Here is a 24330-nt window from a genome sequence, read left to right as displayed (position 1 = left end):
ATGTCGGACACGGAAGACAAGCTCCGCCAGTACCTGAAGCGGGTCACGGTCGACCTGGGCGAGACCCGGCAGCGGCTGCGCGACGTGGAGGAGCGCCTCAACGAGCCGATCGCCGTGGTCAGCATGGCCTGCCGCTTCCCGGGCGGCATCGACTCGCCGGAGGACTTCTGGGAGCTGGTCGCCACGGGCGGCGACGCCATCGGCGAGTTCCCCACCAACCGGGGCTGGGACCTGGAAAGCCTGTACCACCCCGACCCCGACCACCCCGGCACCAGCTACGTCCGCCGCGGCGGCTTCCTGGACGGCGCCGACCAGTTCGACGCCCCCTTCTTCGGCATCAGCCCGCGCGAGGCCCTGGCCATGGATCCCCAGCAACGACTGCTGCTGGAGGTCGCCTGGGAAACCCTGGAACGCGCCGGCATCGACGCCGCCACGCTCAAGGGCACGCCCACCGGCGTGTACGCCGGCGCCGGCATCCTCGGCTTCGGCACCCCGCACATCGAGCGCAGCGCCGAGGGCTACCTGCTCACCGGCAACACACTCAGCGTCGTATCGGGCCGGGTCGCCTTCACCCTGGGCCTCGAGGGCCCCGCCGTCACCGTGGACACGGCCTGCTCCTCGTCCCTGGTGGCCATGCACCTGGCGGCCCAGTCGCTACGCCAGGGGGAGTGCACGCTCGCGCTGGCCGGCGGCGTCACGGTCATGCCCAACGCCAACCTGTTCACCGAGTTCTCGCGCCAGCGCGGCCTGGCCCCCGACGGCCGGTGCAAGCCGTTCGCTGCCTCCGCCGACGGCACCGGCTTCTCCGAGGGCGCCGGCATGGTGCTCCTGGAACGGCTGTCCGACGCCCGCCGCAACGGCCACCGCGTCCTGGCCGTACTGCGCGGCTCGGCGGTCAACCAGGACGGCGCCAGCAACGGACTCACCGCCCCCAACGGGCCGTCCCAGCAGCGCGTCATCCGCCAGGCGCTGGCCAACGCCGAACTCTCCACCTCCGAGGTGGACGCCGTCGAGGCACACGGCACCGGCACCACGCTCGGCGACCCCATCGAGGCCGACGCCCTGCTCGCCACCTACGGCCAGGACCGCCCGGACGACCAGCCGCTGTGGCTCGGCTCGGCCAAGTCCAACATCGGACACACCCAGGGCGCGTCCGGCGTCGCCAGCGTCATCAAGATGGTGCTGGCCATGCAACACGGCCTCCTCCCGGCCTCGCTGCACATCGACGCGCCCACCCCGCACGTCGACTGGAGCGGCGGCGGCGTACGCCTGCTGACCGAGCCCGTCGACTGGAACCCCGGGCGCCCCCGCCGGGCCGGCGTCTCCGCCTTCGGCATCTCCGGCACCAACGCCCACCTCATCCTGGAACAGGCCCCCGAGCCCGAGCCCGCACACGACGACCCCGCGCCCACCCCGGCCGACGCGGCGCCGACCGCCAACACCGTGGTGCCATGGGTGATCTCAGCCCACAGCGACGACGCGCTACGCGCCCAGGCCCGGGCCCTGATCGCCCGCCTGGCAGCACAGCCCGACCTGACCCCCACCGACGTGGGCTGGTCCCTGACCACCACCCGCACCACACTCGACCGCCGCGCCGTCGTGACCGGCCGAACCCGCGACGACCTCTTCGCCGGCCTCACCTCCTTGGCCGCCGCCGAACCCCACGCCCAGGTCGTGGACCCCGGCCGCCCCACCACACCGACCGGTGTGGGCCCGGTGTTGGTCTTCCCGGGTCAGGGTTCGCAGTGGGTGGGGATGGGTGCGGGGTTGTTGGAGTCCTCGTCGGTGTTCGCGGCGCGGGTGGGTGAGTGTGAGCGGGCGTTGGCGCCGTACGTGGACTGGTCGCTTGCCGAGGTGTTGCGGGGCGGGGTGGACGCGGCTGACCTTGGGCGAGTCGATGTGGTGCAGCCGGTGCTCTGGGCCGTGATGGTGTCCCTCGCGGCGGTGTGGGCTGATCAGGGGGTTAAGCCTGCCGCTGTGGTGGGTCATAGCCAGGGTGAGATCGCCGCGGCCGTGGTCGCTGGTGCGCTGTCCTTGGAGGATGGCGCGAAGGTGGTGGCGCTGCGGAGCAAGGCACTGCGCCGCCTTGCCGGTGGCGGGGCGATGGCCTCGCTGGCGTTGGGCCAGGACAAGGCTGAGGAGTTCTTGGCCGGGCTTGGTGAGGGTGCGGCGGGTGTGGGTATCGCGGCCGTGAATGGGCCGGGGTCGGCGGTGGTTTCCGGGCCGCCCGAGCAGGTTCAGCACGCCGTTTCCGCGCTGGAGGCGTCAGGCGGCCGGGCTCGGCTGATCGATGTGGACTACGCCTCGCACAGTCCGCAGGTTGACGAGATCGCCGGCGAGCTGCACGAGGTGTTGGCGGGTATCAGCCCGTCCCAGGGCGAGGTGGCGTTCTACTCCACCGTCACCGCCGAACGTATCGACACCACCACCCTGGACACCACCTACTGGGTCACTAACCTGCGCGAGCAGGTCCGTTTCGCGGATGCCGTACGCCAGCTCCTGGCCGACGGCCACCGCGTCTTCATCGAAGCCAGCACCCACCCCGTCCTGACCGTCGGACTCCAGGAAGCCTTCGACGAAGCCGGGGTCGAAGCCGCCGCCGTACCGACTCTTCGCCGCGAGCACGGCGGGTTGGAGCAGTTGGTGCTGTCCGTGGCGGCGGCCTTCGCCGCCGGGGCCACGGTGGACTGGACGCGCTGGTTCCCCAGTGACCCCACGCCCCGCGTCGTGGACCTGCCCACGTACGCCTTCCAACGCCAGCGTTACTGGCTGAACGGAACCGGTGGCCATGGCGGCGATCCCGCCCACCTGGGGTTGACCGCGGCGGGCCATCCGCTGCTCGGGGCCGCGGTCGAGCTGGCCGACGGCAGCGTGCACCTGCTCACCGGGCGGCTGTCCGCCCAGTCGCACTCCTGGCTCGCGGAGCACGTGGTGGGCGGCACGATCCTGGTGCCGGGTGCGGCGCTGGTGGAGTGGGCGCTGCGGGCGGCCGACGAGGTGGGCAGCGGTGGCGTCGAGGAGCTGGCGCTCCAGGTGCCGCTGGTGTTGCCAGCGTCCGGGGCGGTACGCGTACAGGTGGTGGTCGGGGCCGCGAGCGACGACGGGCGGCGCGACGTGCGGGTCTACTCACACCCGGAGCGGGACGCGGCCGACGAGGACTGGGTGTGCCATGCCGAAGGCGTGCTGAGCCCGCCCGGGACGGACGCCGAGCGGGCCGAGGAACTCTCCGGCACCTGGCCACCGGCCGGGGCTGACCCGGTTGACCTGACGGAGTTCTACGACCGGACCACCGCCGCCGGCTACGGATACGGCCCGGCCTTCCAGGGGCTGCGGGCGGCTTGGCGGCAGGGCTCCGATGTGTACGCCGAGGTGGAGTTGCCCGACGCGGCGGGGGAGCGGTCCGGCTACGGCATCCACCCCACCCTGCTCGACGCGGCCCTACAGCCGGCGCTGCTGTTGACGGACCCCGACCCCGACCCCGCCGCCGGCGAGGGACAGGTGTGGCTGCCGTTCGCGTGGAACGGGGTGGCGCTGTGGGCCGCCGAGGCCGGCACGGTCCGGGTCAGGCTCTCCGCGTACCAGCAGGAAGCCGCCGACGAGCGCGCCGTGCGGCTGACCGTGGCCGACGCTGTCGGAGCCCCCGTACTCACGGTGGACTCGGTGGTCACCCGGCCGGCCTCGGCCGACCAGTTGGGTGCCGCCGAGCGCGCGGCCGACGGGTTGTTCACCATGGAGTGGGTCCCGGCGCCCGATGGCGTACGGGACGCCGAGCCGGCCGACTGGGCGGTCGTGGGCCCCGACGTGTGGGGACTGGCCGACGCGTTGCCGGGCTCGGGTCGGGTGTGGAGCGACCTCGGCGCGCTGGTGGCGTCGGTGGGGGAGGGCGGCCCGGTGCCGTCGGCGGTACTGGTGGGCGTGCGGCCGGAGGGCGACGGGGGGCTGGCGGCCGCCGGGTTGCGGGCGGTCGAGGATGTGCTGGGGTTGGCGCGGGGTTGGTTGGCGGAGCCGAGGTTGGCGGACGCGCGGCTGGTGGTGGTGACGCGCGGCGCGGTGGCGGCCGGCGAAGCCGCCGCGACGGACGGGCCGGGTGTGGACGTGGCGGCCTCCGGCGCGGGGGTGTGGGGCCTGGTCCGCAGCGCCGAGTCCGAGAACCCGGGGCGCTTCCTCCTGCTCGACCTGGAGCCGACGGACACCGAGCCGGACACCGAGCCGGATGTCGGGAGCGTGGCGGACGGGCTGCGCGCGGCGCTGGCCGTCGACGAGGCACAGGTCGCCCTGCGGGGCGGCCGGGTGCTGGTGCCGCGGCTGGCGCGGGCGCGGGGCGAGGCACGGACAGCGGCTCGGTCCCCGCTCGACCCCGAGGGCACGGTCGTGGTCGTCGGCGGCACCGGGATGCTGGGTGGTCTGGTGGCCGAGCACCTGGTACGGAACTGGCGGGTCGGCCATCTCGTACTCGCCAGCCGGCGCGGCACCGAGGCCCCCGGTGCCGAGGGACTCGCCGCCCGGCTCGCCGAGTTGGGTGCGACCGTACGTATCGTCGCCTGCGACGTGACCCGCGCCGACGACGTGGCCGAACTGATCGCCGGTGTGGACCCCGAGCACCCGTTGACCGGTGTGGTGCACGCGGCGGGCGTCCTGGACGATGCCGTGCTGACCTCGTTGACGCCGGAGCGGTTGGCGCCGGTGTGGGCGGCGAAGGCCGCGGTCGCGGCACATCTGCACGCCGCCACCAAGGGGCTGGACCTGGGCCTGTTCGTCACCTTCTCCTCGGCCGCCGCCGCCTTCGGCAGCGCCGGGCAGGGGAACTACGCGGCGGCCAACGCGTTCTGCGACGCGCTGGCCGCGCACCGCCGCGCCCGCGGCCTGCCCGGCGTGTCCATCGCCTGGGGCCTGTGGGCCGACGCCAGCGGCATGACCGGCCACCTGACCGAGGCCGACCTGGCGCGCATGACGCGCTCCGGCATCCGCGCGATGGCCAGCGAGCACGCGCTGCGACTCTTCGACGCGGCCTGCGGCCTCGCCGACCCGCAGCCGGTCGCCGTGGACCTGGACCTCGGCGCGCTCTCCCGAGCCGACGACGTGCCCTCCGTGCTGCGCAAGCTGGTCGCCCGCACCCGACGCAGGGCGACCGACGCCGACGCCCAGGGGCCGGCCCTGGCGTCGCGGCTGGCTGGCCTGGACGAGGCCGAGCGGCTCGACGCGGTGGTGGGTGTGGTCCGCGAGGCCGTCGCGGTGGTCCTGGGCTTCGCGTCGGCGTCCGACGTACGGGCCGGGGCGACGTTCAAGGAGCTGGGCTTCGACTCGCTGACGGCGGTGGAGCTGCGCAACCGCCTGTCGACGGCCAGCGGCTTGCGGCTGCCGGCGACGATGGTCTTCGACTACCCGACGCCGCGCGTGCTGGCGGAGTTCCTCCTCACACGGCTCGGCGGCGAGTCGGCCGGACCAGCACGGGTGTTGGACGTGACGGGCTCGGACGAACCGGTGGCCATCGTCGCGATGGCGTGCCGCTTCCCGGGAGGCGCGAACTCGCCGGAGGGCCTGTGGGACGTGGTGGCCGGCGGGCGCGCGGTGCTGGGAGAGTTCCCGGAGACCCGGGGCTGGGACCTGGCCGGGCTGTTCCACTCGGACCCGGACCACCCGGGGACGAGCTACGCGCGGCAGGGCGCGTTCCTGTACGACGCGGACCGCTTCGACGCGGGGTTCTTCGGCGTGAACCCGCGAGAAGCCCTGGCCACCGACCCGCAACAGCGGTTGCTCCTTGAGGCGTCCTGGGAGGTGCTGGAGCGGGCCGGCATCGACCCGGTGTCGCTCAAGGGCTCCGCGACGGGTGTGTACGCGGGTGTCATGTACCACGACTACGCCGCGGGCCTGTCGAGCGCGGGAGACGCCAAGCTGGAGGGTTACGCGATGCTGGCCGGCTCGGGCAGCGTCGTCTCGGGCCGCGTCGCCTACGCGCTGGGCCTTGAGGGGCCGGCCGTGACCGTCGACACCGCGTGCTCGTCGTCGCTGGTGGCGATGCACCTGGCCGCCCAGGCACTGCGCCAGGGCGAGTGCACCCTGGCGCTGGCGGGCGGCGTGACGGTGATGGCGACCCCGGATGTGTTCACGGGCTTCTCGCGACAGCGCGGCCTGGCCCCCGACGGCCGGTGCAAGCCGTTCGCAGCGGCGGCCGACGGCACGGGCTGGGGTGAGGGCGTCGGGGTGCTGCTGCTGGAGCGGTTGTCGGACGCGCGACGCAACGGGCACCGTGTCCTCGCGGTGGTACGGGGCTCCGCGGTCAACCAGGACGGCGCCTCCAACGGCCTGACCGCCCCCAACGGCCCCTCCCAACAGCGTGTCATTCTCCAGGCGTTGGCCAACGCGGGTGTCTCCCCGGCCGAGGTGGACGCCGTGGAGGCACACGGCACGGGGACCACCCTCGGCGACCCGATCGAGGCACAGGCACTCCTGGCGACCTACGGACAGGAGCGCCAGGGAAGCGAACCGCTGTGGCTGGGCTCGGTGAAGTCGAACATCGGACACACCCAGGCGGCTGCCGGTGTGGCCGGCGTCATCAAGATGGTCAAGGCCATGCAACACGGCGTGCTCCCGCCGTCCTTGCACATCGACGAGCCCACGCCCCACGTGGACTGGGAAGCCGGCGCCGTACGACTGCTCACGGAGCCGGTGCGGTGGCCGCGGAACGCCCACCCGCGGCGGGTCGGCGTATCGTCCTTCGGCGCCTCGGGCACCAACGCCCACGTCATCCTGGAGCAGGCTCCCGACCTGCCGGAACCTGTTTCCGGACCGGAAGCCGAGAGCCCGCTGCCCTGGGTGCTGTCGGCCCGCGACCCCGAGGCGTTGCGCGGCCAGGCGGCGGCCCTCGCCGACCGCCTGACGGCCACACCCGACCTCACCCCGACCGAAGTGGGTTGGTCCCTGCTGACCACCCGCACGCTCTTCGAGCATCGGGCGGTTGTCGTGGGTGACGACCGTGACGGGCTCCTGGCCAGCCTGCGCGCGCTGGCCGAGGGTGGGACCCACCCCGCGCTCATCACCCCCACCACCAGGCCCACCACCGGCGACACGGTGTTCCTCTTCAGCGGCCAGGGCAGCCAGCGTGCGGGGATGGGCCGCGAGCTGTATGACCGCTTCCCCCTCTACGCCCAGGCCTTCGACCAGGTCTGCGACCTCCTCGACCCCTACCTCGACCACCCCCTGCGCGACACGGTCTTCACCGGCGGGCCCGACGGCGGTCTTCTGGATCACACCACCTACGCGCAGGCCGGTCTGTTCGCCCTCCAGGTCGCCATGGCACGACTACTGGAATCCCTGGGCGTGCGACCCGACGCGGTGATCGGCCACTCCATCGGCGAAATCGCCGCAGCCCACATCGCCGGCATCCTCGACCTCCCCGACGCCTGCCACCTGGTCGCCCAACGCGCCACCCTCATGGGCAGCCTGCCCCCCGGTGGTGCCATGGCCACCATTAACGCCACCCCCGAAGAACTCCAACCCCACCTCGACCAACACGACGGCCAGGTCAGCATCGCGGCCCTGAACACCCCCGGCAACACCGTCATCTCCGGGCCCACCGAAGCCGTCGAAACCATCCGCACCCACTGGGCCCAACAAGGCCGTAAGGCACGGTCGCTGACCGTCAGCCACGCCTTCCACTCACCCCAGATGGACCCCATCCTCGACCCCTTCACCCAAACCCTCACCACCCTCACCTTCCACGCGCCGACCATTCCGCTGATCAGCAACCTCACCGGGTTGCCAGCCGACCCGGACTTCATCACCACCCCGACCTACTGGGCGCAGCACATCCGTCAGCCCGTCCACTTCCACCAGGCCATCACCCACACCGCCCCCACCACCCACACCTACCTCGAAATAGGACCCGACCCCACCCTCACCACCGCCACCCAACACACCCTGGACCAGCGGGACGGCGAGGCGGACGCGGCGACGGGTGGTGCGCAACCGCTGACCGTCGCGGCGCTGTCCCGCAAGCAACCGGAGGCGCGGGCGTTCGCCCAGGCGCTGGGCAGGCTGCACGTCGCGGGGGGCGAGGTGGACTGGGCGCACTGGTTCCCGGCTGACCCGCCGCCGCGGACGGTCGAGCTGCCGACGTACGCCTTCCAGGGCGAGCGCTACTGGCTGGTCCTCGGCGACAGGGTCGGGGACGTGGGGGCCGCTGGCCTACAGCGTGTCGAGCACGCGTTGCTGCCCGCCGCCGTGGCGTTGGCCGACGGCGGGCTGCTGCTGACCGGGCGGCTCGCGCCGGGGGCCGCCGATCGGGACTGGTTGGCGCAGCACGTGGTGGCCGGGTCGGCGTTGCTGCCGGGCGCGGCGTTGGCCGAGTGGGCGCTGCGCGCCGCCGACGAGGCGGGTTGCGCGGGTGTGGAGGAGTTGTCGCTCCAGGTGCCGCTGGTGCTGCCGGCCAGTGGTGGCCTGCGCGTCCAGCTCACCGTCAGCGCGGCCTTCGACGACGGGCGCCGCGACGTACGGATCTACTCCCGGCCCGATCGCGACGCCGACCTCGGCGCTGACGCGGACTGGGTGTGCCATGCGGAGGGTGTGCTGAGCCCGCCACCGCAGGACGCCGAGCAGCCCGCCGGGCTGGGTGGTGTCTGGCCGCCGGCCGGCGCGGAGCCGGTGGACGTCGGAGGGTTCTACGCGCGGGTGGGCGCGGAGGGTTACGCCTACGGCCCGGCGTTCCAGGGGTTGCGGGCCGCCTGGCGCGATGGCGAGGACGTGTACGCGGAGGTGGAGCTGCCCGAGGCGGCGGGGGAGCGGGACGGGTTCGGCATTCACCCCGCCCTTCTCGACGCGTCGCTGCACGCGGCGCTGTTGCTCGCACCGGACTCGCGGCCCGAGGCCGAGGCCGAGCGCGTCTGGCTGCCGTACGCCTGGCACGGCGTGACCCTGTGGGCCGCGCGGGCAGCCACCGTACGCGTGCGCATCTCGCCGAACCCGCAGACGGCCACGGACGAACGAGGCCTGCGGGTGACCGTGGTCGACGCGGTCGGCGCCCCGGTGTTGACGGTGGAGTCGCTGGCGATGCGGGCCGCCACCGCCGATCAGTTGCGGGCCGTGGGTGGCCAGGGCGCGGACGGCCTGTTCGCGCTGGAGTGGACCAGCCTGGCGGCGCCCGCGTCCGACGCGACCGACGGCACCTGGGCCGTGCTGGGGCAGGACGATCCGTACGGGTTGCGCGAGGCGAGCGTCTCCGAAGGTGCCCCGGAGCACTTCGCTGATGTGGCAGCGCTGGCCACCGCCCTGGACGCCGGCGCGCCGGTGCCCTCCGTCGCGCTGCTCCCGGTGGTGGGCGGCGACGCGGAGGAGGACGCGGCCGACGCGGGGCGCGTCGTGGCGCAGCGGTTGCTGCGCCAGGCACAGGAGTGGCTGGCCGAACCGCGGCTGGCCGACGCCAGGCTCGTCGTCGTCACCCGAGGGGCCGTCCCGGCGGCCGAGCTGCCCGACGACGGCGCCGTCACCGACGCCTGGGTGCGGCTGCCGGCCGCCGGCGCGTGGGGCCTGATCCGCAGCGCGCAGGCGGAGAACCCCGGACGCTTCCTGCTGCTCGACCTCGACCCCGTGGCCGAGAGCGCGGACGCGCCGGCACCCGACGGCACCGACGTCGCGCGGGCCGTGGCGCTGGCCGTCGCGGCTGACGAACCGCAGGTGGCGCTGCGCGCCGGACGCGTCCTGGTGCCCCGCCTGGTGCGTTCGGGCGCGGACGGCGGCGGGATCGTCGGGCCGGCCGGGGAGCGGGCCTGGCGCCTTGAGCTCCAGGGCGCGGCCACCGTCGACAACGTCGTTCCGGTGCCCTGCCCGGAGGTCCTTGAGCCGCTGGCCCCCGGACAGGTGCGCGTCGAGGTGCGCGCCGCCGGCCTCAACTTCCGGGACGCCCTGCTGAGCCTGGGCATGGTCCCGGGCCAGGTGGGGCTCGGTGGCGAGGGCGCGGGCATCGTGACGGCCGTCGGTGCCGGTGTCACCCACGTCGCCGTCGGCGACCGGGCGCTGGGCATCTTCGACCGCGCCTTCGGGCCGATCGCCCTGACCGACGCCCGCATGGTGGCGCCGGTGCCCGAGGGTTGGACCTTCCACGAGGCGGCTGCCGTCCCCACCGTCTTCCTCACCGCCTGGTACGGGTTGGTGGAGTTGGGTGGGTTGGTCGCGGGTGAGTCGGTGTTGGTGCACGCGGCGGCTGGTGGTGTGGGGATGGCGGCGGTGCAGGTGGCGCGGCACGTGGGGGCGGAGGTGTACGCGACGGCCAGCCCCGGCAAGCACGAGGTGCTGGCGGGCATGGGTATCGACGCGGCGCACCGTGCCAACTCGCGGTCGTTGGACTTCGAGTCCACCATCCGGGACGCGACGGGTGGCCGTGGTGTGGATGTCGTCCTGAACAGCCTGGCCGGTGAGTTCGTGGACGCGTCGCTGCGGCTGCTCGCCGACGGCGGGCGGCTGCTGGAGATGGGCAAGACCGACATCCGCGACCCGGAGGCCGTCTCGGCCGCGTACCCCGGAACCCGCTACCAGGTCTACGACCTGGTCACCGACGCGGGCCCGGAGCTGATCGGGCAGATGCTGGCCACCCTCGGTGACCTCTTCAACCGTGGCGTGTTGACTCCGCTGCCGTCGCGGGTGTGGCCGTTGGCGCGGGCGCGGCAGGCGTTGCGGCATCTGAGTCAGGCCAGGCACACGGGCAAGCTGGTGCTGGACGTGCCGGCCACCCTCAACCCCGAGGGCACAATCCTGATCACCGGTGGCACCGGCACCCTCGGTGCCCTCGTCGCGGAGCATCTGGCGCGTACGGGGCGGGTGCGGCATCTGTTGCTGGTCAGCCGCAGTGGTCCGCAGGCGCCGGGCGCGGGTGAACTGGTCGAGCGGTTGGCCGCCGCCGGAGCATCGGCCCAGGTGGTGGCGGCCGACGTCACGGACCTGGCAACCGTCCAGGGCCTCATCGCCGGCATCGACCCGGCCCACCCCCTCACCGGCGTCATCCACACCGCGGGCGTCCTCGACGACGCGGTCCTCACCTCGCAGACCCCGGACGGACTGGCCCGGGTGTGGGCGGCCAAGGCCACGGCCGCGGCCCACCTGCACGCCGCGACCCGGGACCTGCGGCTGGGCATGTTCGTCCTCTTTTCCTCGTCGGCCGCCACCCTCGGCAGCCCCGGGCAGGCCAACTACGCCGCCGCCAACGCGTTCTGTGACGCGCTGGCCGCCCACCGACAGGCACTCGGTCTGCCCGGCGTCTCCATCGCCTGGGGGCTGTGGGCCAACGCCAGCGGCATGACCGGCAACCTGGCCGAAGCGGACCTGGCCCGCATGGCCCGCTCCGGCATCGGCGCCATGACCAGCGAACACGCCCTGAGCCTGCTGGACGCGGCCCTCCAACACGGCGGCCACCACCTGGTAGCCGCCGACATCAACCCCCGAGCGCTCGCCGCGCAACCCACCGACACCCTGCCCGCCTCGCTGCGCGCCCTGGCCGCCACCAGCGGCGGCGGCACCCGCGCCCGGCGCACCGCGACGGCCGGCGCCGGCCAACCCGAGAACTGGGCGAGCCGACTGGCCGGACTCTCCCCCGACGAGCGGCTCCGCACCCTGGTTGCCCTGGTCCGTGACAACGCGGCCACCGTGCTCGGGCACGCCGACGCGGACGCGGTCCACGCCGAGGCCAACTTCAAGGACCTGGGCTTCGACTCGCTCACGGCGGTGGAACTACGCAACCGCCTGTCGGCCGTCACCGGCCTACGGCTGCCCGCCGCCCTCGTCTTCGACCACCCCGAGCCCACCGCGCTGGCGCGGTTCCTGCTCCAGCGGATCGCGCCCGCGGACGGACCCGCCAGCGGACCGGACGCCGTCGATCCGGTGCTCAACGATTTGGCCCGGCTTGAGAGCACCTTGATACAGCTTGATCTGGAGGACGGCGATTCCGGCGCGGTGACGGCTCGGCTGGAGAGTCTGCTGGCGAAGTGGAAGGCGGCACGCAAGCCCGCGCACGAGGGCAGCGCCGTGGAGCGACTGGACTCCGCGTCAGCGGACCAGGTCCTCGACTTTATCGACAACGAACTTGGCGTGTCCTGAATGCACGGGACCACACCATCGCTCAGGCCGGGAGATACCTCATGGTGAACGAAGAGAAGCTGGTCGAGTATCTCAAGCGCGTCTCCAAGGACCTGCACGAAACGCGGCTGCGCCTGCGCGAGGTGGAGGAGCGCTCCCAGGAGCCGGTGGCCGTGGTCAGCATGGCCTGCCGGTTCCCGGGCGGCGTCGCCTCGCCCGAGCAGTTGTGGGAACTGGTCACCTCCCGCACCGACGCGATCGGCGACTTCCCCACCGACCGGGGCTGGGACCTGGACGGCCTGTACCACCCGGACCCGGACCACCCGGGCACCAGCTACGTCACCCAGGGCGGGTTCCTCTACGACGCCGACCAGTTCGACCCCGCCTTCTTCGGGATAAGCCCGCGCGAGGCACTCGCCACCGGCCCCCAACAGCGCCTCCTCCTGGAGACCGCGTGGGAGGCCATCGAACGCGCCGGCATCGACCCGGTCTCCCTCAAGGGCAGCCAGACCGGGGTGTACGCCGGCACCGCCACCACCGGGGGCACCTCACAGGGCGAGGCCCCACAGCAGGGCTCGGAGGGTTACGCGGGCAACGCGCCCAGCCTGCTGTCCGGCCGGGTCTCCTACACCCTCGGCCTCGAAGGCCCGGCCGTCACGGTGGAGACCGCCTGCTCCTCGTCGCTGGTCGCCCTGCACCTCGCGGCCCAGGCACTGCGCCAGGGCGAATGCTCACTGGCCCTGGCCGGCGGCGTCACCGTCATGGCCAGCCCCGAGGTCTTCACCGGCTTCTCCCGGCAGCGCGGCCTCTCTCCCGACGGCCGCTGCAAGGCGTTCGCGGCCGAGGCCGACGGCACCGGCTGGGGCGAGGGCGTCGGGCTCGTCCTGTTGGAACGCCTGTCGGACGCGCGGCGCAACGGGCACCAGGTGCTCGCGGTGCTCCGGGGCTCAGCCATCAACCAGGACGGCGCCAGCAACGGCTTCGCGGCCCCCAACGGGCCGTCCCAGCAGCGCGTGATCCGGCAGGCCCTGGCCAACGCCCGGCTGTCGCCATCCGAGGTGGACGCGGTCGAGGCACACGGCACCGGCACCCGGCTCGGCGACCCCATCGAGGCCGACGCACTCCTTGCCACCTACGGCCAGGACCGGGCCGAAGACCAGCCGCTGTGGCTGGGCTCGGTCAAGTCCAACATCGGCCACACCCAGGGCGCCGCCGGCGTGGCCGGTGTCATCAAGATGGTGATGGCGCTCCAACGCCAACACCTGCCGGCCTCCCTGCACCTGGCCGAGCCCACCCCGCACGTGGACTGGAGCAGCGGCGGCGTCCGGTTGCTGACCGACCCCGTGCCCTGGCGGGCCGGTGCCCGTACCCGGCGCGCGGGCGTCTCGTCGTTCGGGATCTCGGGAACCAACGCGCACGTCATCATCGAAGAGGCACCGGCGCCCGCGGACGACGCACAGCCCGCGACCCAGCCGCCGCGACGCCCCGCAGACCAACAGGCCCCCACCGCCCCCCACGTGCTGCCCTGGGTGGTCTCCGGCCGCAGCGCGGACGCGCTGCGCGCCCAGGCGGCGGCCCTGCTCGCCCACCTCACCGACGCCCCCCGCCACTCACCCACCGAGATCGGCTGGTCCCTGGTGACCACCCGCTCCACCTTCGAGCACCGCGCCGTCGTCGTCGGCCGGGGCGAGGACGAACTACTGGGCGGTCTGCGGGCGTTGGCGGAAGACGAGGCCCACCCGCACGTCATTTCCCCGGGCACCCCCGCCGCCGCGACCACCGGCCCCGGCGGCGTCGGCCCGGTGTTGGTCTTCCCGGGTCAGGGTTCGCAGTGGGTGGGGATGGGTGCGGGGTTGTTGGAGTCCTCGCCGGTGTTCGCGGCGCGGGTGGGTGAGTGTGAGCGGGCGTTGGCGCCGTACGTGGATTGGTCGCTTGCTGAGGTGTTGCGGGGTGGTGTGGACGCGGCTGACCTGGGCCGGGTTGATGTCGTGCAGCCGGTGCTCTGGGCCGTGATGGTGTCGTTGGCCGCCGTGTGGGCTGATCAGGGTGTGAAGCCTGCCGCTGTGGTGGGTCACAGTCAGGGTGAGATCGCGGCCGCTGTCGTCGCCGGTGCGCTGTCCTTGGAGGATGGCGCGAAGGTGGTAGCGCTGCGGAGCAAGGCGCTGCGCAGGCTGGCCGGCGGCGGGGCGATGGCCTCGTTGGCGATGCGCGAGGAGGAGGTGGCCGCGTTCCTGGCCGGCCTGGGTGAGGCCGCCACGGGTGTGGGCATCGCCGCGGTCAACGGGCCCGGCTCTGTGGTGGTCTCCGGACCGCCGGAGCAGGTGCGACACGCCGTGGCGGCCCACGAGGAGGCCGGCGGGCGGGCCCGGCTGATCGACGTGGACTACGCCTCGCACAGCCCCCAGGTCGACGAGATCGCCGACGAGCTGCACCAGGTACTCGCCGGAATCGAGCCCGCCCGAGCTCAGGTGGCCTTCTACTCCACGGTGACGGCCGAGCGCATCGACACGGCCACCCTCGGCACCCCGTACTGGGTGACCAACCTGCGCGAACGCGTGCGCTTCGCCGACACCATGGGCCGTCTCCTGGCCGACGGGCACCGCGTCTTCATCGAGGCCAGCACCCACCCCGTCCTCACCGTGGGCATGCAGGAATCCTTCGACGAGGCCGGCATCCAGGCGACCGCGGTGCCGACCCTGCGTCGGGAGCACGGCGGGTTGGAGCAGTTGGCGCAGTCCGTCGCGCTGGCGTTCACCGCCGGCGCCGACGTGGACTGGGCCCGCTGGTTCCCGAGCGACCCCACGCCCGGCGTGGTGGACCTGCCCACGTACGCCTTCCAACGCCAGCGCTACTGGCCCGCGCCGAGCACTGCCGTGGGCGACGTCGGTGCGGCCGGCCTGCAACGGGTGGAGCACGCGCTGCTCCCCGCGGCCGTCGGGCTCGCGGACGGCGGCCTGTTGCTGACCGGTCGCGTCACGGCACAGGCGCAACCCTGGCTCGCCGAGCACGTGGTGGGCGGCACGACCATCGCGCCCGGCGCCGCCCTCGTGGAGTGGGCGCTGCGCGCGGCCGACGAGGTGGGTTGCGGCGGCGTCGAGGAGCTGACGCTCCAGGTGCCGCTCGCGCTGCTCGCGACCGGTGGCGTACGCGCCCAGGTCGTCGTCGGCGCTGCCGCCGAGGACGGCCGGCGTGCCCTGCACGTCTACTCGCGGCCCGACCACGACGCCGACCTCGGCGCCGACGCCGGCTGGGTGTGCCACGCGGAGGGCACCCTGAGCCCGCCCACCCCTCACCCCGACGCGCCCGGGCCACTCGACGGCACCTGGCCGCCCGCCGGGGCCCAGGCCGTGGACCTCACCGGGTTCTACGAGCGGGCCACGGAGGCGGGATACGGGTACGGTCCGGCCTTCCAGGGGCTCAAGGCCGCCTGGCGGCACGGCTCCCACGTCTACGCCGAACTCGAACTCCCCCAGGCCGCCGGAGACCGTGAAGGGTTCGGCATCCACCCCGCGCTGCTCGACGCCGCCCTCCACCCGGCGCTGCTGACCGAGGAGCCCATTGCGGCGTCCGACGCGGAACAGGTGTGGCTGCCCTTCGCCTGGAGTGGCGTCGCGCTGTGGGCCGCCGAGGCCGGCTCCGTCCGCGTCCGCGTCTCCGCAGACCAGGCCGCCACCAGCGGAGAGCGCTCGCTCCAGGTCACGGTGGCCGACGCCGTCGGCGCCCCGGTGCTCACGGCCGATGCCGTCACCATGCGTCCCGCCTCCGCAGAGCAGCTCAAGGCCGCCGGAAGCGGGGCGGCCGGACTGTACGCGGTGGAGTGGGCACCGCTGACCGGCACCACGCCGGGCAGCGGTGAGGCCGCGGAAGCGGCCGACTGGGCGGTGCTGGGTGCGGACGTGTGGAACCTGGCCGAAGAGTTGCCGGGTTCGAGGCGTGTCTTCGCCGATGTGGACGCGCTACTGGAGGCGGTGGGCGAGGACGGCGAGGTGCCGCCGGTGGTGTTGCTGGGCGTCGCGCCCCCCGACGGCGAGGGCGCGGGGCTGGCGGAGGCTGGCCTGAGCGCGACCGTGGGCGTGTTGGGCGTGGTGCGGGACTGGTTGGCACAGGAGCGGTTGGCCTCCTCGCGGCTGGTGGTCGTGACGCGCGGCGCGGTGGCCACCGAAGGCGCGGACGTGGCGGTGCCGGGCGCCGGCGTGTGGGGCCTGGTCCGCAGCGCCGAGTCGGAGAACCCGGGACGCTTCCTCCTGCTGGACCTCGACGCGGCGGCCCAGCCGCCGTCCGGCGGACTGACGGCCGGGGTGCTGGCGGCCCTCGCGGCCGACGAGTCGCAGGTGGCGCTCCGGGACGAGCGCGCGCTGGTGCCCCGGCTCGTACGGGCCCCGGCCACCACACCCGACAGCCAGTCGGGCGCACCGGGCCAGGAGGGCGAGACGGGCGCGCTCGACCCGGACGGCACGGTGCTCATCGTGGGTGGCACCGGCATGCTGGGCGCCCTGGTGGCGACACACCTCGTACGGACGTGGCAGGTCAGGCACCTGGTACTGGCCAGCAGGCGCGGCCCGGAAGCGCCGGGGGCCGCCGAACTCGTCGAGCGGCTCGGCGCGGCCGGCGCCCGGGTGCGCGTCGTCGCCGCGGACGTCACGAACGCGGAGGCAGCCGGCGAACTCGTCGCGGGCATCGACCCGGAACACCCGCTCACGGGCGTGGTGCACGCGGCAGGCGTGCTGGACGACGGCGTTGTGACCTCCCAGACGGCGGAGCAGGTGGCGCGGGCCTGGGCGGCCAAGGCCACCGTCGCGGCGCACCTGCACGCCGCTACGGCAGGCCTGGACCTGCGCGTGTTCCTCATGTTCTCCTCGGCCGCCGGCGTCGTGGGCAACGCGGGCCAGGCCGGCTACGCGGCGGCCAACGCGTTCGTCGACGCCCTGGTCGCCCACCGGCGCGGCCTCGGCCTCCCGGGGCAGTCGGTGGCCTGGGGCCTGTGGGAACAGGCCAGCGAGATGACCGGCCACATGGGCCAGGCCGAGCTGGCCCGACTACGCGGCATGCGCCCGCTCACGGCCGAGCGCGGCCTCAGCCTCCTGGACGCCGCCCGCCGGTCACCGCGACCCCTGCTCGTCGCCGTCGACCTCGACGTACTCGGCCTCGCCGGCGCCACCGACCTGCCGCCCGTGCTGCGCGGCCTCGCCGGCCGCACGCGGCGCAGGGCGGCCGACGCCGACGCCTCGGGCGCGGCGGGCCTGACGGCGCGGCTGTCCGGCCTGGACGCGGACGGGCGGCAGGCCGAGGTCCTCGACGTCGTGCGCGGCAGCGTGGCCGCCGTGCTCGGCTTCCCCTCGGCCGCCGATGTGCGACCCGACTCCGCGTTCAAGGAGCTGGGCTTCGACTCGCTGACGGCGGTGGAACTGCGGAACCGCCTGTCGACGGTGAGCGGTCTACGACTGCCGGCGACACTGGTCTTCGACTACCCGACACCGCGCCTGCTGGCGGCCTACGTACTGTCACGCTGGAGCGGCGACGCGGGCGCGGGCGCCGCGCGCACCTCGCAGCGGGCCTCGGTGGGTGTGGGAGCGGACGAGCCGGTGGCGATCGTCGGCATGGCCTGCCGGTTCCCCGGGGGCGCCGTATCGCCGGAGGGCCTGTGGGACCTGGTGGCCAGCGGGCGGGCGGTGCTGGGCGAGTTCCCCACCACGCGAGGCTGGGACGTGGACGGCCTCTTCCACGCGGACCCGGACCACTCGGGGACGAGCTACGCGCGTGAGGGGGCTTTCCTGTACGACGCGGACCAGTTCGACGCGGGGTTCTTCGGCGTCAACCCACGCGAGGCGCTGGCGACGGATCCGCAGCAACGACTGTTGCTGGAGGCGTCGTGGGAGGCGCTGGAACGGGCCGGAATCGACCCGGTCTCGCTGCGGGGCACGGCGACGGGCGTGTACGCGGGCGTGATGTACCACGACTACGCGGCGGGCCTTTCGCGCGGTGGCGACCCGAAACTGGAGGGTTACGCGATGCTGGCCGGCTCGGGCAGCGTCGTCTCCGGCCGCGTGGCGTACACGCTGGGCCTGGAAGGCCCGGCGGTGACGGTCGACACCGCGTGCTCCTCGTCGCTGGTGGCCATGCACCTGGCGGCACAGGCACTGCGCTCGGGCGAATGCACGTTGGCGCTGGCCGGCGGGGTGACGGTGATGGCCACCCCGGACGTGTTCACGGGATTCTCGCGACAGCGCGGCCTGGCACCGGACGGGCGCTGCAAGCCCTTCGCGGCGGCGGCCGACGGCACCGGATGGGGCGAGGGCGTGGGGGTGCTGCTCCTTGAGCGGCTCTCGGACGCCAGGCGCCACGGACATCGGGTGCTCGCGCTGGTACGCGGCTCGGCCGTGAACCAGGACGGCGCGTCCAACGGAATGACGGCCCCCAACGGGCCCTCGCAACAGCGCGTGATCCGGCAGGCGTTGGCCAACGCGGGGATCAGTGCCGCCGAGGTGGACGCGGTGGAGGGCCACGGGACGGGAACGCGGCTGGGCGACCCGATCGAGGCACAGGCGCTGATCGCCACGTACGGGCAGGAGCGCGAGGAGAACGCCCCGCTGTGGCTGGGTTCGGTGAAGTCGAACATCGGCCATACGCAGGCCGCCGCGGGAGTGGCGGGCGTCATCAAGATGGTGCAGGCCATGCACCACGGCGTACTGCCTCAGTCCCTGCACATCGACGAACCGACGCCCCATGTGGACTGGGACGCGGGAGCGGTACGACTGCTGTCGGAAGCGGTGGAATGGCCGCGGAAAGACCGCCCCAGGCGAGCGGGCATCTCCTCCTTCGGCGCCTCGGGCACGAACGCGCACGTGATCCTTGAGCAGGCTCCGGAGGTCTCCGAGAACGCCGAGGCTTCCGAGGGTACGGCGGGCTCTGCGGCTCCTGCGGGGTCCGAGCCGGGCGGCGTGGTGCCGTGGGTGTTGTCGGGACGCGGTGGCGAGGCGTTGCGCGGACAGGCGATGGCGCTGGCGGAATGGGTGGAAAGCCGGCCCGGGTTGTCGTTGGGCGACGTGGGTTGGTCGTTGGTGAGGACGCGCTCGTTGTTCGAGCGGCGTGCGGTGGTGGTGGGACACGATCGGGAGTCGCTCCAGGCGGGGTTGTTGGCCTTGGGGGCGGGCGAGGCGCATCCGGGTGTGGTGACAACGGACGCGGCTCCGGGGCTCGATGGTGACGGCCCGGTGTTGGTCTTCCCGGGGCAGGGTTCGCAGTGGGTGGGGATGGGTGCGGGGTTGTTGGAGTCGTCTGCGGTGTTCGCGGCGCGGGTGGCCGAGTGTGAGCGGGCACTGGCGCCGTACGTGGAGTGGTCGCTTGCCGAGGTGTTGCGGGGTGGTGTGGGCGCGGCTGACCTGGGTCGGGTTGATGTGGTGCAGCCGGTGTTGTGGGCGGTGATGGTGTCGTTGGCTGCGGTGTGGGCTGATCAGGGTGTGAAGCCTGCCGCTGTGGTGGGTCACAGTCAGGGTGAGATCGCGGCTGCTGTGGTCGCTGGTGCGCTGTCGTTGGAGGATGGCGCGAAGGTGGTGGCGCTGCGGAGCAAGGCGTTGCGCCGGCTTGCCGGTGGTGGCGCCATGGCCTCGCTCGCGCTGAGTCAGGACAAGGCCGAAGAGTTCCTGGCTGGCCTCGGCGACGAGGCGGTGGGCGTAGGCATCGCGGCCGTCAACGGGCCGGGGTCGGCGGTGGTCTCCGGGCCTCCTGGGCAGGTTCAACACGCCGTTTCCGCGCTGGAGGCGTCAGGCGGCCGGGCTCGCCTGATTGACGTGGACTACGCCTCCCACAGTTCACAAGTTGACGAGATCGCTGACGAGCTGCACGAGGTGTTGGCGGGTATCACGCCCACCGGAGCCGAGGTGGCGTTCTACTCCACCGTCACCGCCCAGCGCATCGACACCACCACCCTGGACACCGCCTACTGGGTGACCAACCTGCGCGAGCAGGTCCGTTTCGCGGATGCCGTACGCCAACTCCTGGCCGACGGCCACCGTGTCTTCATCGAGGCCAGCACCCACCCCGTCCTGACCGTCGGGCTCCAGGAAGCCTTCGATGAGGTCGGAGTCGAAGCCGCCGCCGTACCGACTCTTCGCCGCGAGCACGGCGGGTTGGAGCAGTTGGCGCTGTCCGTGGCACAGGCGTTCACCGCCGGCGTCAGCGTGGACTGGACCCGCTGGTACCCCAACAACCCCGCGCCCCGCGCCGTGGACCTGCCCACTTACGCCTTCCAACGTGAGCCGTACTGGCTGGTCTCACAGAGCGGTGTCGGTGACGTGGGTGCCGCGGGGTTGCAGCAGGTCGCGCACGCGTTGTTGCCGGCCGCCGTGGAGCTGGCCGACGGTGGGCTGTTGCTGACCGGGCGGCTTTCGGCGGGGAGCGGCCGGGGCTGGCTGGCCGAACATGCGGTGGCGGGCTCGGCGTTGTTGCCGGGCGCGGCTTTGGCCGAGTGGGCGTTGCGGGCCGCCGACGAAGCCGGCTGCGCGGGCGTGGAGGAGTTGGCGCTCCAGGTGCCGTTGGAACTTCCGTCCTCCGGGGCGCTGCGCGTCCAGGTGGTTGTCGGGGCGCCCGCGGCTGACGGTTCGCGGGACGTCCAGATCCACTCGCGCCCCGAGGACGAGCCCGGTGCGGACGCCACCTGGGTGTGTCACGCGGAGGGTGTGTTGAGCCCGCCGTCCGGTGCGGCCGAGCAGCCTGCCGGCCTGTTGGGCACCTGGCCCCCGGCGGGGGCCGAGGCCGTGGACGTCGCCGGGTTCTACGCGCGGGCCGCCGCCGAGGGGTACGGCTACGGCCCGGCGTTCCAGGGGTTGCGCGCCGTGTGGCGGCAGGGCGAGGACGTGTACGCCGAGGTGGAGTTGCCGGAGGCGGCGGGGGAGCGGGACGGGTACGGCATCCACCCCGCCCTCCTCGACGCGGCGCTGCACCCGGCGCTCCTGGTCGACCAGGCCGGTGCCGAGGCCGCTGCCCCCGACGCCGACACCGAGGCCAGCGGTGCGGACCACGCCGCCGGCGAGGGCGTCGCGGGGGCCGGGGCACGGTCGTCGGCTTCCCGGGCGGACCGCGTATGGCTGCCCTTCGCGTGGAACGGCGTGTCGCTGTGGGCCACCCAGGCTGGCAGCGTGCGGGTCCGCATCTCTCCCGGGCCGCGAGGCGGCGACGACGAGCGAGCGCTGCGGCTCACCGTGGCCGACGCCGTGGGCGCGCCCGTGCTCACGGTCGACGCGGTGGCGATGCGTGCCGCCGCCCCCGACCAGTTGCGCGCCGCCGGCGGTCGTGGGGTGGACGGACTGTTCGCGCTCGACTGGACCCCGCTGCCCCAGCCTGTCGTCGGCAACGCTGGTGAGGCGGCGGACGACGCGGGTGGCTGGGCCGTGCTCGGCCAGGACCCGTTCCACCTCGGCGGGTTGGAGCTTCCGGGCGGCGCGAACCCCGAGTCGTACGCCAGCGTGTCCGCGCTGGTCGAAGCGCTGGACACCGGAGCCGCGGTGCCCGCCGTCGCGTGCGTCGGCGTGTCACCCACGGTCGCCGGCGAAGGAAACACGGCGGGCGAAGGGTTGGCGGACACCGGCCGGCGCGCCGTCGAGTACGTGCTCGATCTGGTACGAAGCTGGCTGGCCGAACCGAGGCTGGCCGCGAGCCGGCTGGTGGTCGTCACCCGGGGCGCGGTCGCGGCCGGCGAGGGTGAGGACGGCACGGTGGAGCTAACCGGAGCCGGCGTGTGGGGTCTGCTGCGGAGCGCGGAGTCCGAGAACCCCGACCGCTTCCTCCTGTTCGACCTCGACCCGGACGCCGCGACCGACGCCGCTCACCCGGGTCTCGCGACCGGCGTACCACGGGCGATCGGCGCGACGGAGACGCAGGTGGCGCTGCGCGGCGGCCAACTCCTCGTCCCCCGGTTGGTGCGCGGCGGGACCGAGGTCGGCGGCGTGGTCGGCCCGGACGGGCGCTCCGCCTGGCGTCTGGACACCGACGGCAGCGGCACCCTCGAAGGCGTCGCCCCCGTGCCGTGCCCGGAGGTCATGGAGCCGCTCGCCGAGGGGCAGATCCGGGTCCAGGTGCGTGCGGCGGGCGTCAACTTCCGGGACGTGGTCGTCAGCCTCGGCATGGTGCCCGGGCAGAGCGGGCTCGGCGGCGAGGGAGCGGGCACCGTCGTGGCGGTGGGGCCCGGAGTGAGCACGGTGTCCGTCGGCGACCGGGTGATGGGTGTCCTCGACCGCGCCTTCGGGCCGATCACACAGACCGACGCCCGGCTCGTCACCCCCGTCCCCGAGGGTTGGACCGACCAGCAGGCCGCAGCCGTACCGATCGCCTACCTCACCGCCTGGTACGGGCTCGTCGAACTCGGCCGCGTACGGGAGGGCGAGCGGGTGCTCATCCACGCGGCCACCGGCGGCGTCGGCACAGCCGCCGTCCAGATCGCCCGCCACCTGGGCGCCGAGGTGTACGCCACGGCCAGCCCGGGCAAGCACCCCGTCCTCGGCGAGTTGGGCATCGACCAGGCACACCGGGCCAACTCCCGGGACCTGGACTTCGAGGCGGCGATCCGGGAGGCGACCGGAGGCCGTGGTGTGGACGTCGTCCTCAACAGCCTCTCCGGCCCGTTCGTGGACGCCTCGATGCGCCTGCTCGGCAAGGGCGGCCGGTTCCTGGAGATGGGCAAGACCGACATCCGGGACGCCGACCACCTGGCCACCGTCTACCCGGGCGTCAGCTACCAGGCGTACGACCTGATCACCCATGCCGGGGCCGACCGGATCGGCGAGATGCTCGCCACCCTGCGGGAGATGTTCCGCGCCGGCACGCTGCAACCGCCACCCGTACGGAGCTGGCCGCTGGCCCGGGCCCGGCAGGCGCTGCGCCACCTCAGCCAGGCCAAGCACACCGGCAAGCTCGTCCTCGACGTGCCCGGCACGGTGGACGCGAACGGCACGGTCCTGATCACCGGCGGCACCGGCGCCCTCGGCGGCCACGTCGCCGAACACCTCGCACGCACCTGGGGCGTACGGCACCTGGTGCTGGTCAGCCGGCGTGGCGCAAAGGCACCCGGCGCGGACGAACTGCTGGCACGACTGGCCGACGCGGGGGCCGACGCGCGCGTCGTCGCGGCCGATGTCACCGACGGGGCCGCCGTCGCCGACCTGGTCGCGGGCATCGACCCCGCGCACCCGCTCACCGGCGTCGTCCACGCCGCGGGTGTACTCGACGACGCCGTGGTCACCTCCCAGTCCGCTGAGCGGCTGGCGCCCGTGTGGGCGGCCAAGGCCAGCGCCGCGGCCCACCTGCACGCCGCGACGAAGGACCTGCGGCTCGGGATGTTCGTCCTCTTCTCCTCCGCGGCCGCCACCCTCGGCAGCCCGGGACAGTCGAACTACGCGGCGGCCAACGCCTTCTGCGACGCCCTGGCCGCCCACCGCCGTGCGCTCGGCCTGCCCGGCGTGTCCATCGCCTGGGGCCTGTGGGCCGACGCGAGCGGCATGACCGGCCACCTCGACGCGGCGGACCTGGCCCGGATGAGTCGCTCGGGCATCAAGGCCATGCCGAACGAACACGCTCTGCGCCTGCTGGACGCCGCCTGCCGGCACGGCCACGCCCAACTCGCCGCCGCCCACCTGGACCTGCGCGCGCTGGGCGCGCAACCCGCCGACGCCCTACCCGCGCAGCTCCGAGCACTGGTCAGCACCGCCACCGCGCGCCGCGGCGCGGCCACCGACCAGGCGGCGGCCACCCACTGGGCCAGCCAACTCGCCGTGCTGCCCCCCGAGGAGCAGCAGCGCACGCTGCTCAACCTCGTACGCGGCAACGCGGCGGCCGTCCTCGGCCACGCCGACCCCAACGCGGTGCACAGCGACGCCCCGTTCAAGGACCTCGGGTTCGACTCGCTGACCGCCGTCGAACTGCGTAACCGGCTCTCGGCCGCCACCGGGCTGCGGCTGCCCGCCACCTTCATCTTCACCTACCCCACCCCGGCGGCCATCGCCGAGGAACTGCGCGAACAACTCTGCCCCGCGGCGGCCGACCCGGCGGCGCCCCTCTTCGAGGAGTTGGAGAGGTTGGAGGCGGCGATGACCCGGATCGACGCCGGCGGCGACGCGCGCGGCAAGCTCACCAAGCGGCTGGAGACGCTGCTGTGGCGCCTCAACGACAGCGGGCCGGACCACGACACGCCCGACACGGAGAGCGCGGACAGCACCGCGGTCGACGCGGCGTCGGACGACGAGCTGTTCGCCCTCATCGACCGCGAACTGCCTTCCTGAT

General features: G+C 73.8%; 2 protein-coding genes. Both read left to right on the top strand.

The genetic code is table 11. The features are described 5' to 3' along the window. Positions 1–12081, top strand: a complete 12081-nt coding sequence (locus OYE22_RS00790; protein ID WP_277318557.1) for a type I polyketide synthase — start codon at positions 1–3, stop codon at positions 12079–12081. A 41-nt stretch (positions 12082–12122) separates the two neighbouring features. Beyond that, entirely contained in the window at positions 12123–24329 is a 12207-nt protein-coding gene (locus tag OYE22_RS00785) for a type I polyketide synthase (protein WP_277318556.1), read from the top strand. Position 24330 lies beyond the last annotated feature (1 nt).

Origin of the sequence: Streptomyces sp. 71268 (assembly GCF_029392895.1) — a bacterium.
In the GTDB taxonomy this organism is placed as follows: Bacteria; Actinomycetota; Actinomycetes; order Streptomycetales; family Streptomycetaceae; genus Streptomyces.
This window is presented reverse-complemented; position numbering and strand designations above follow the sequence as displayed.

Bases quoted from the DNA above. Each gene is read 5' to 3' on its own strand.
- OYE22_RS00790 (WP_277318557.1), top strand. From the start codon at position 1: ATGTCGGACACGGAAGACAAGCTCCGCCAGTACCTGAAGCGGGTCACG.
- OYE22_RS00785 (WP_277318556.1), top strand. From the start codon at position 12,123: ATGGTGAACGAAGAGAAGCTGGTCGAGTATCTCAAGCGCGTCTCCAAG.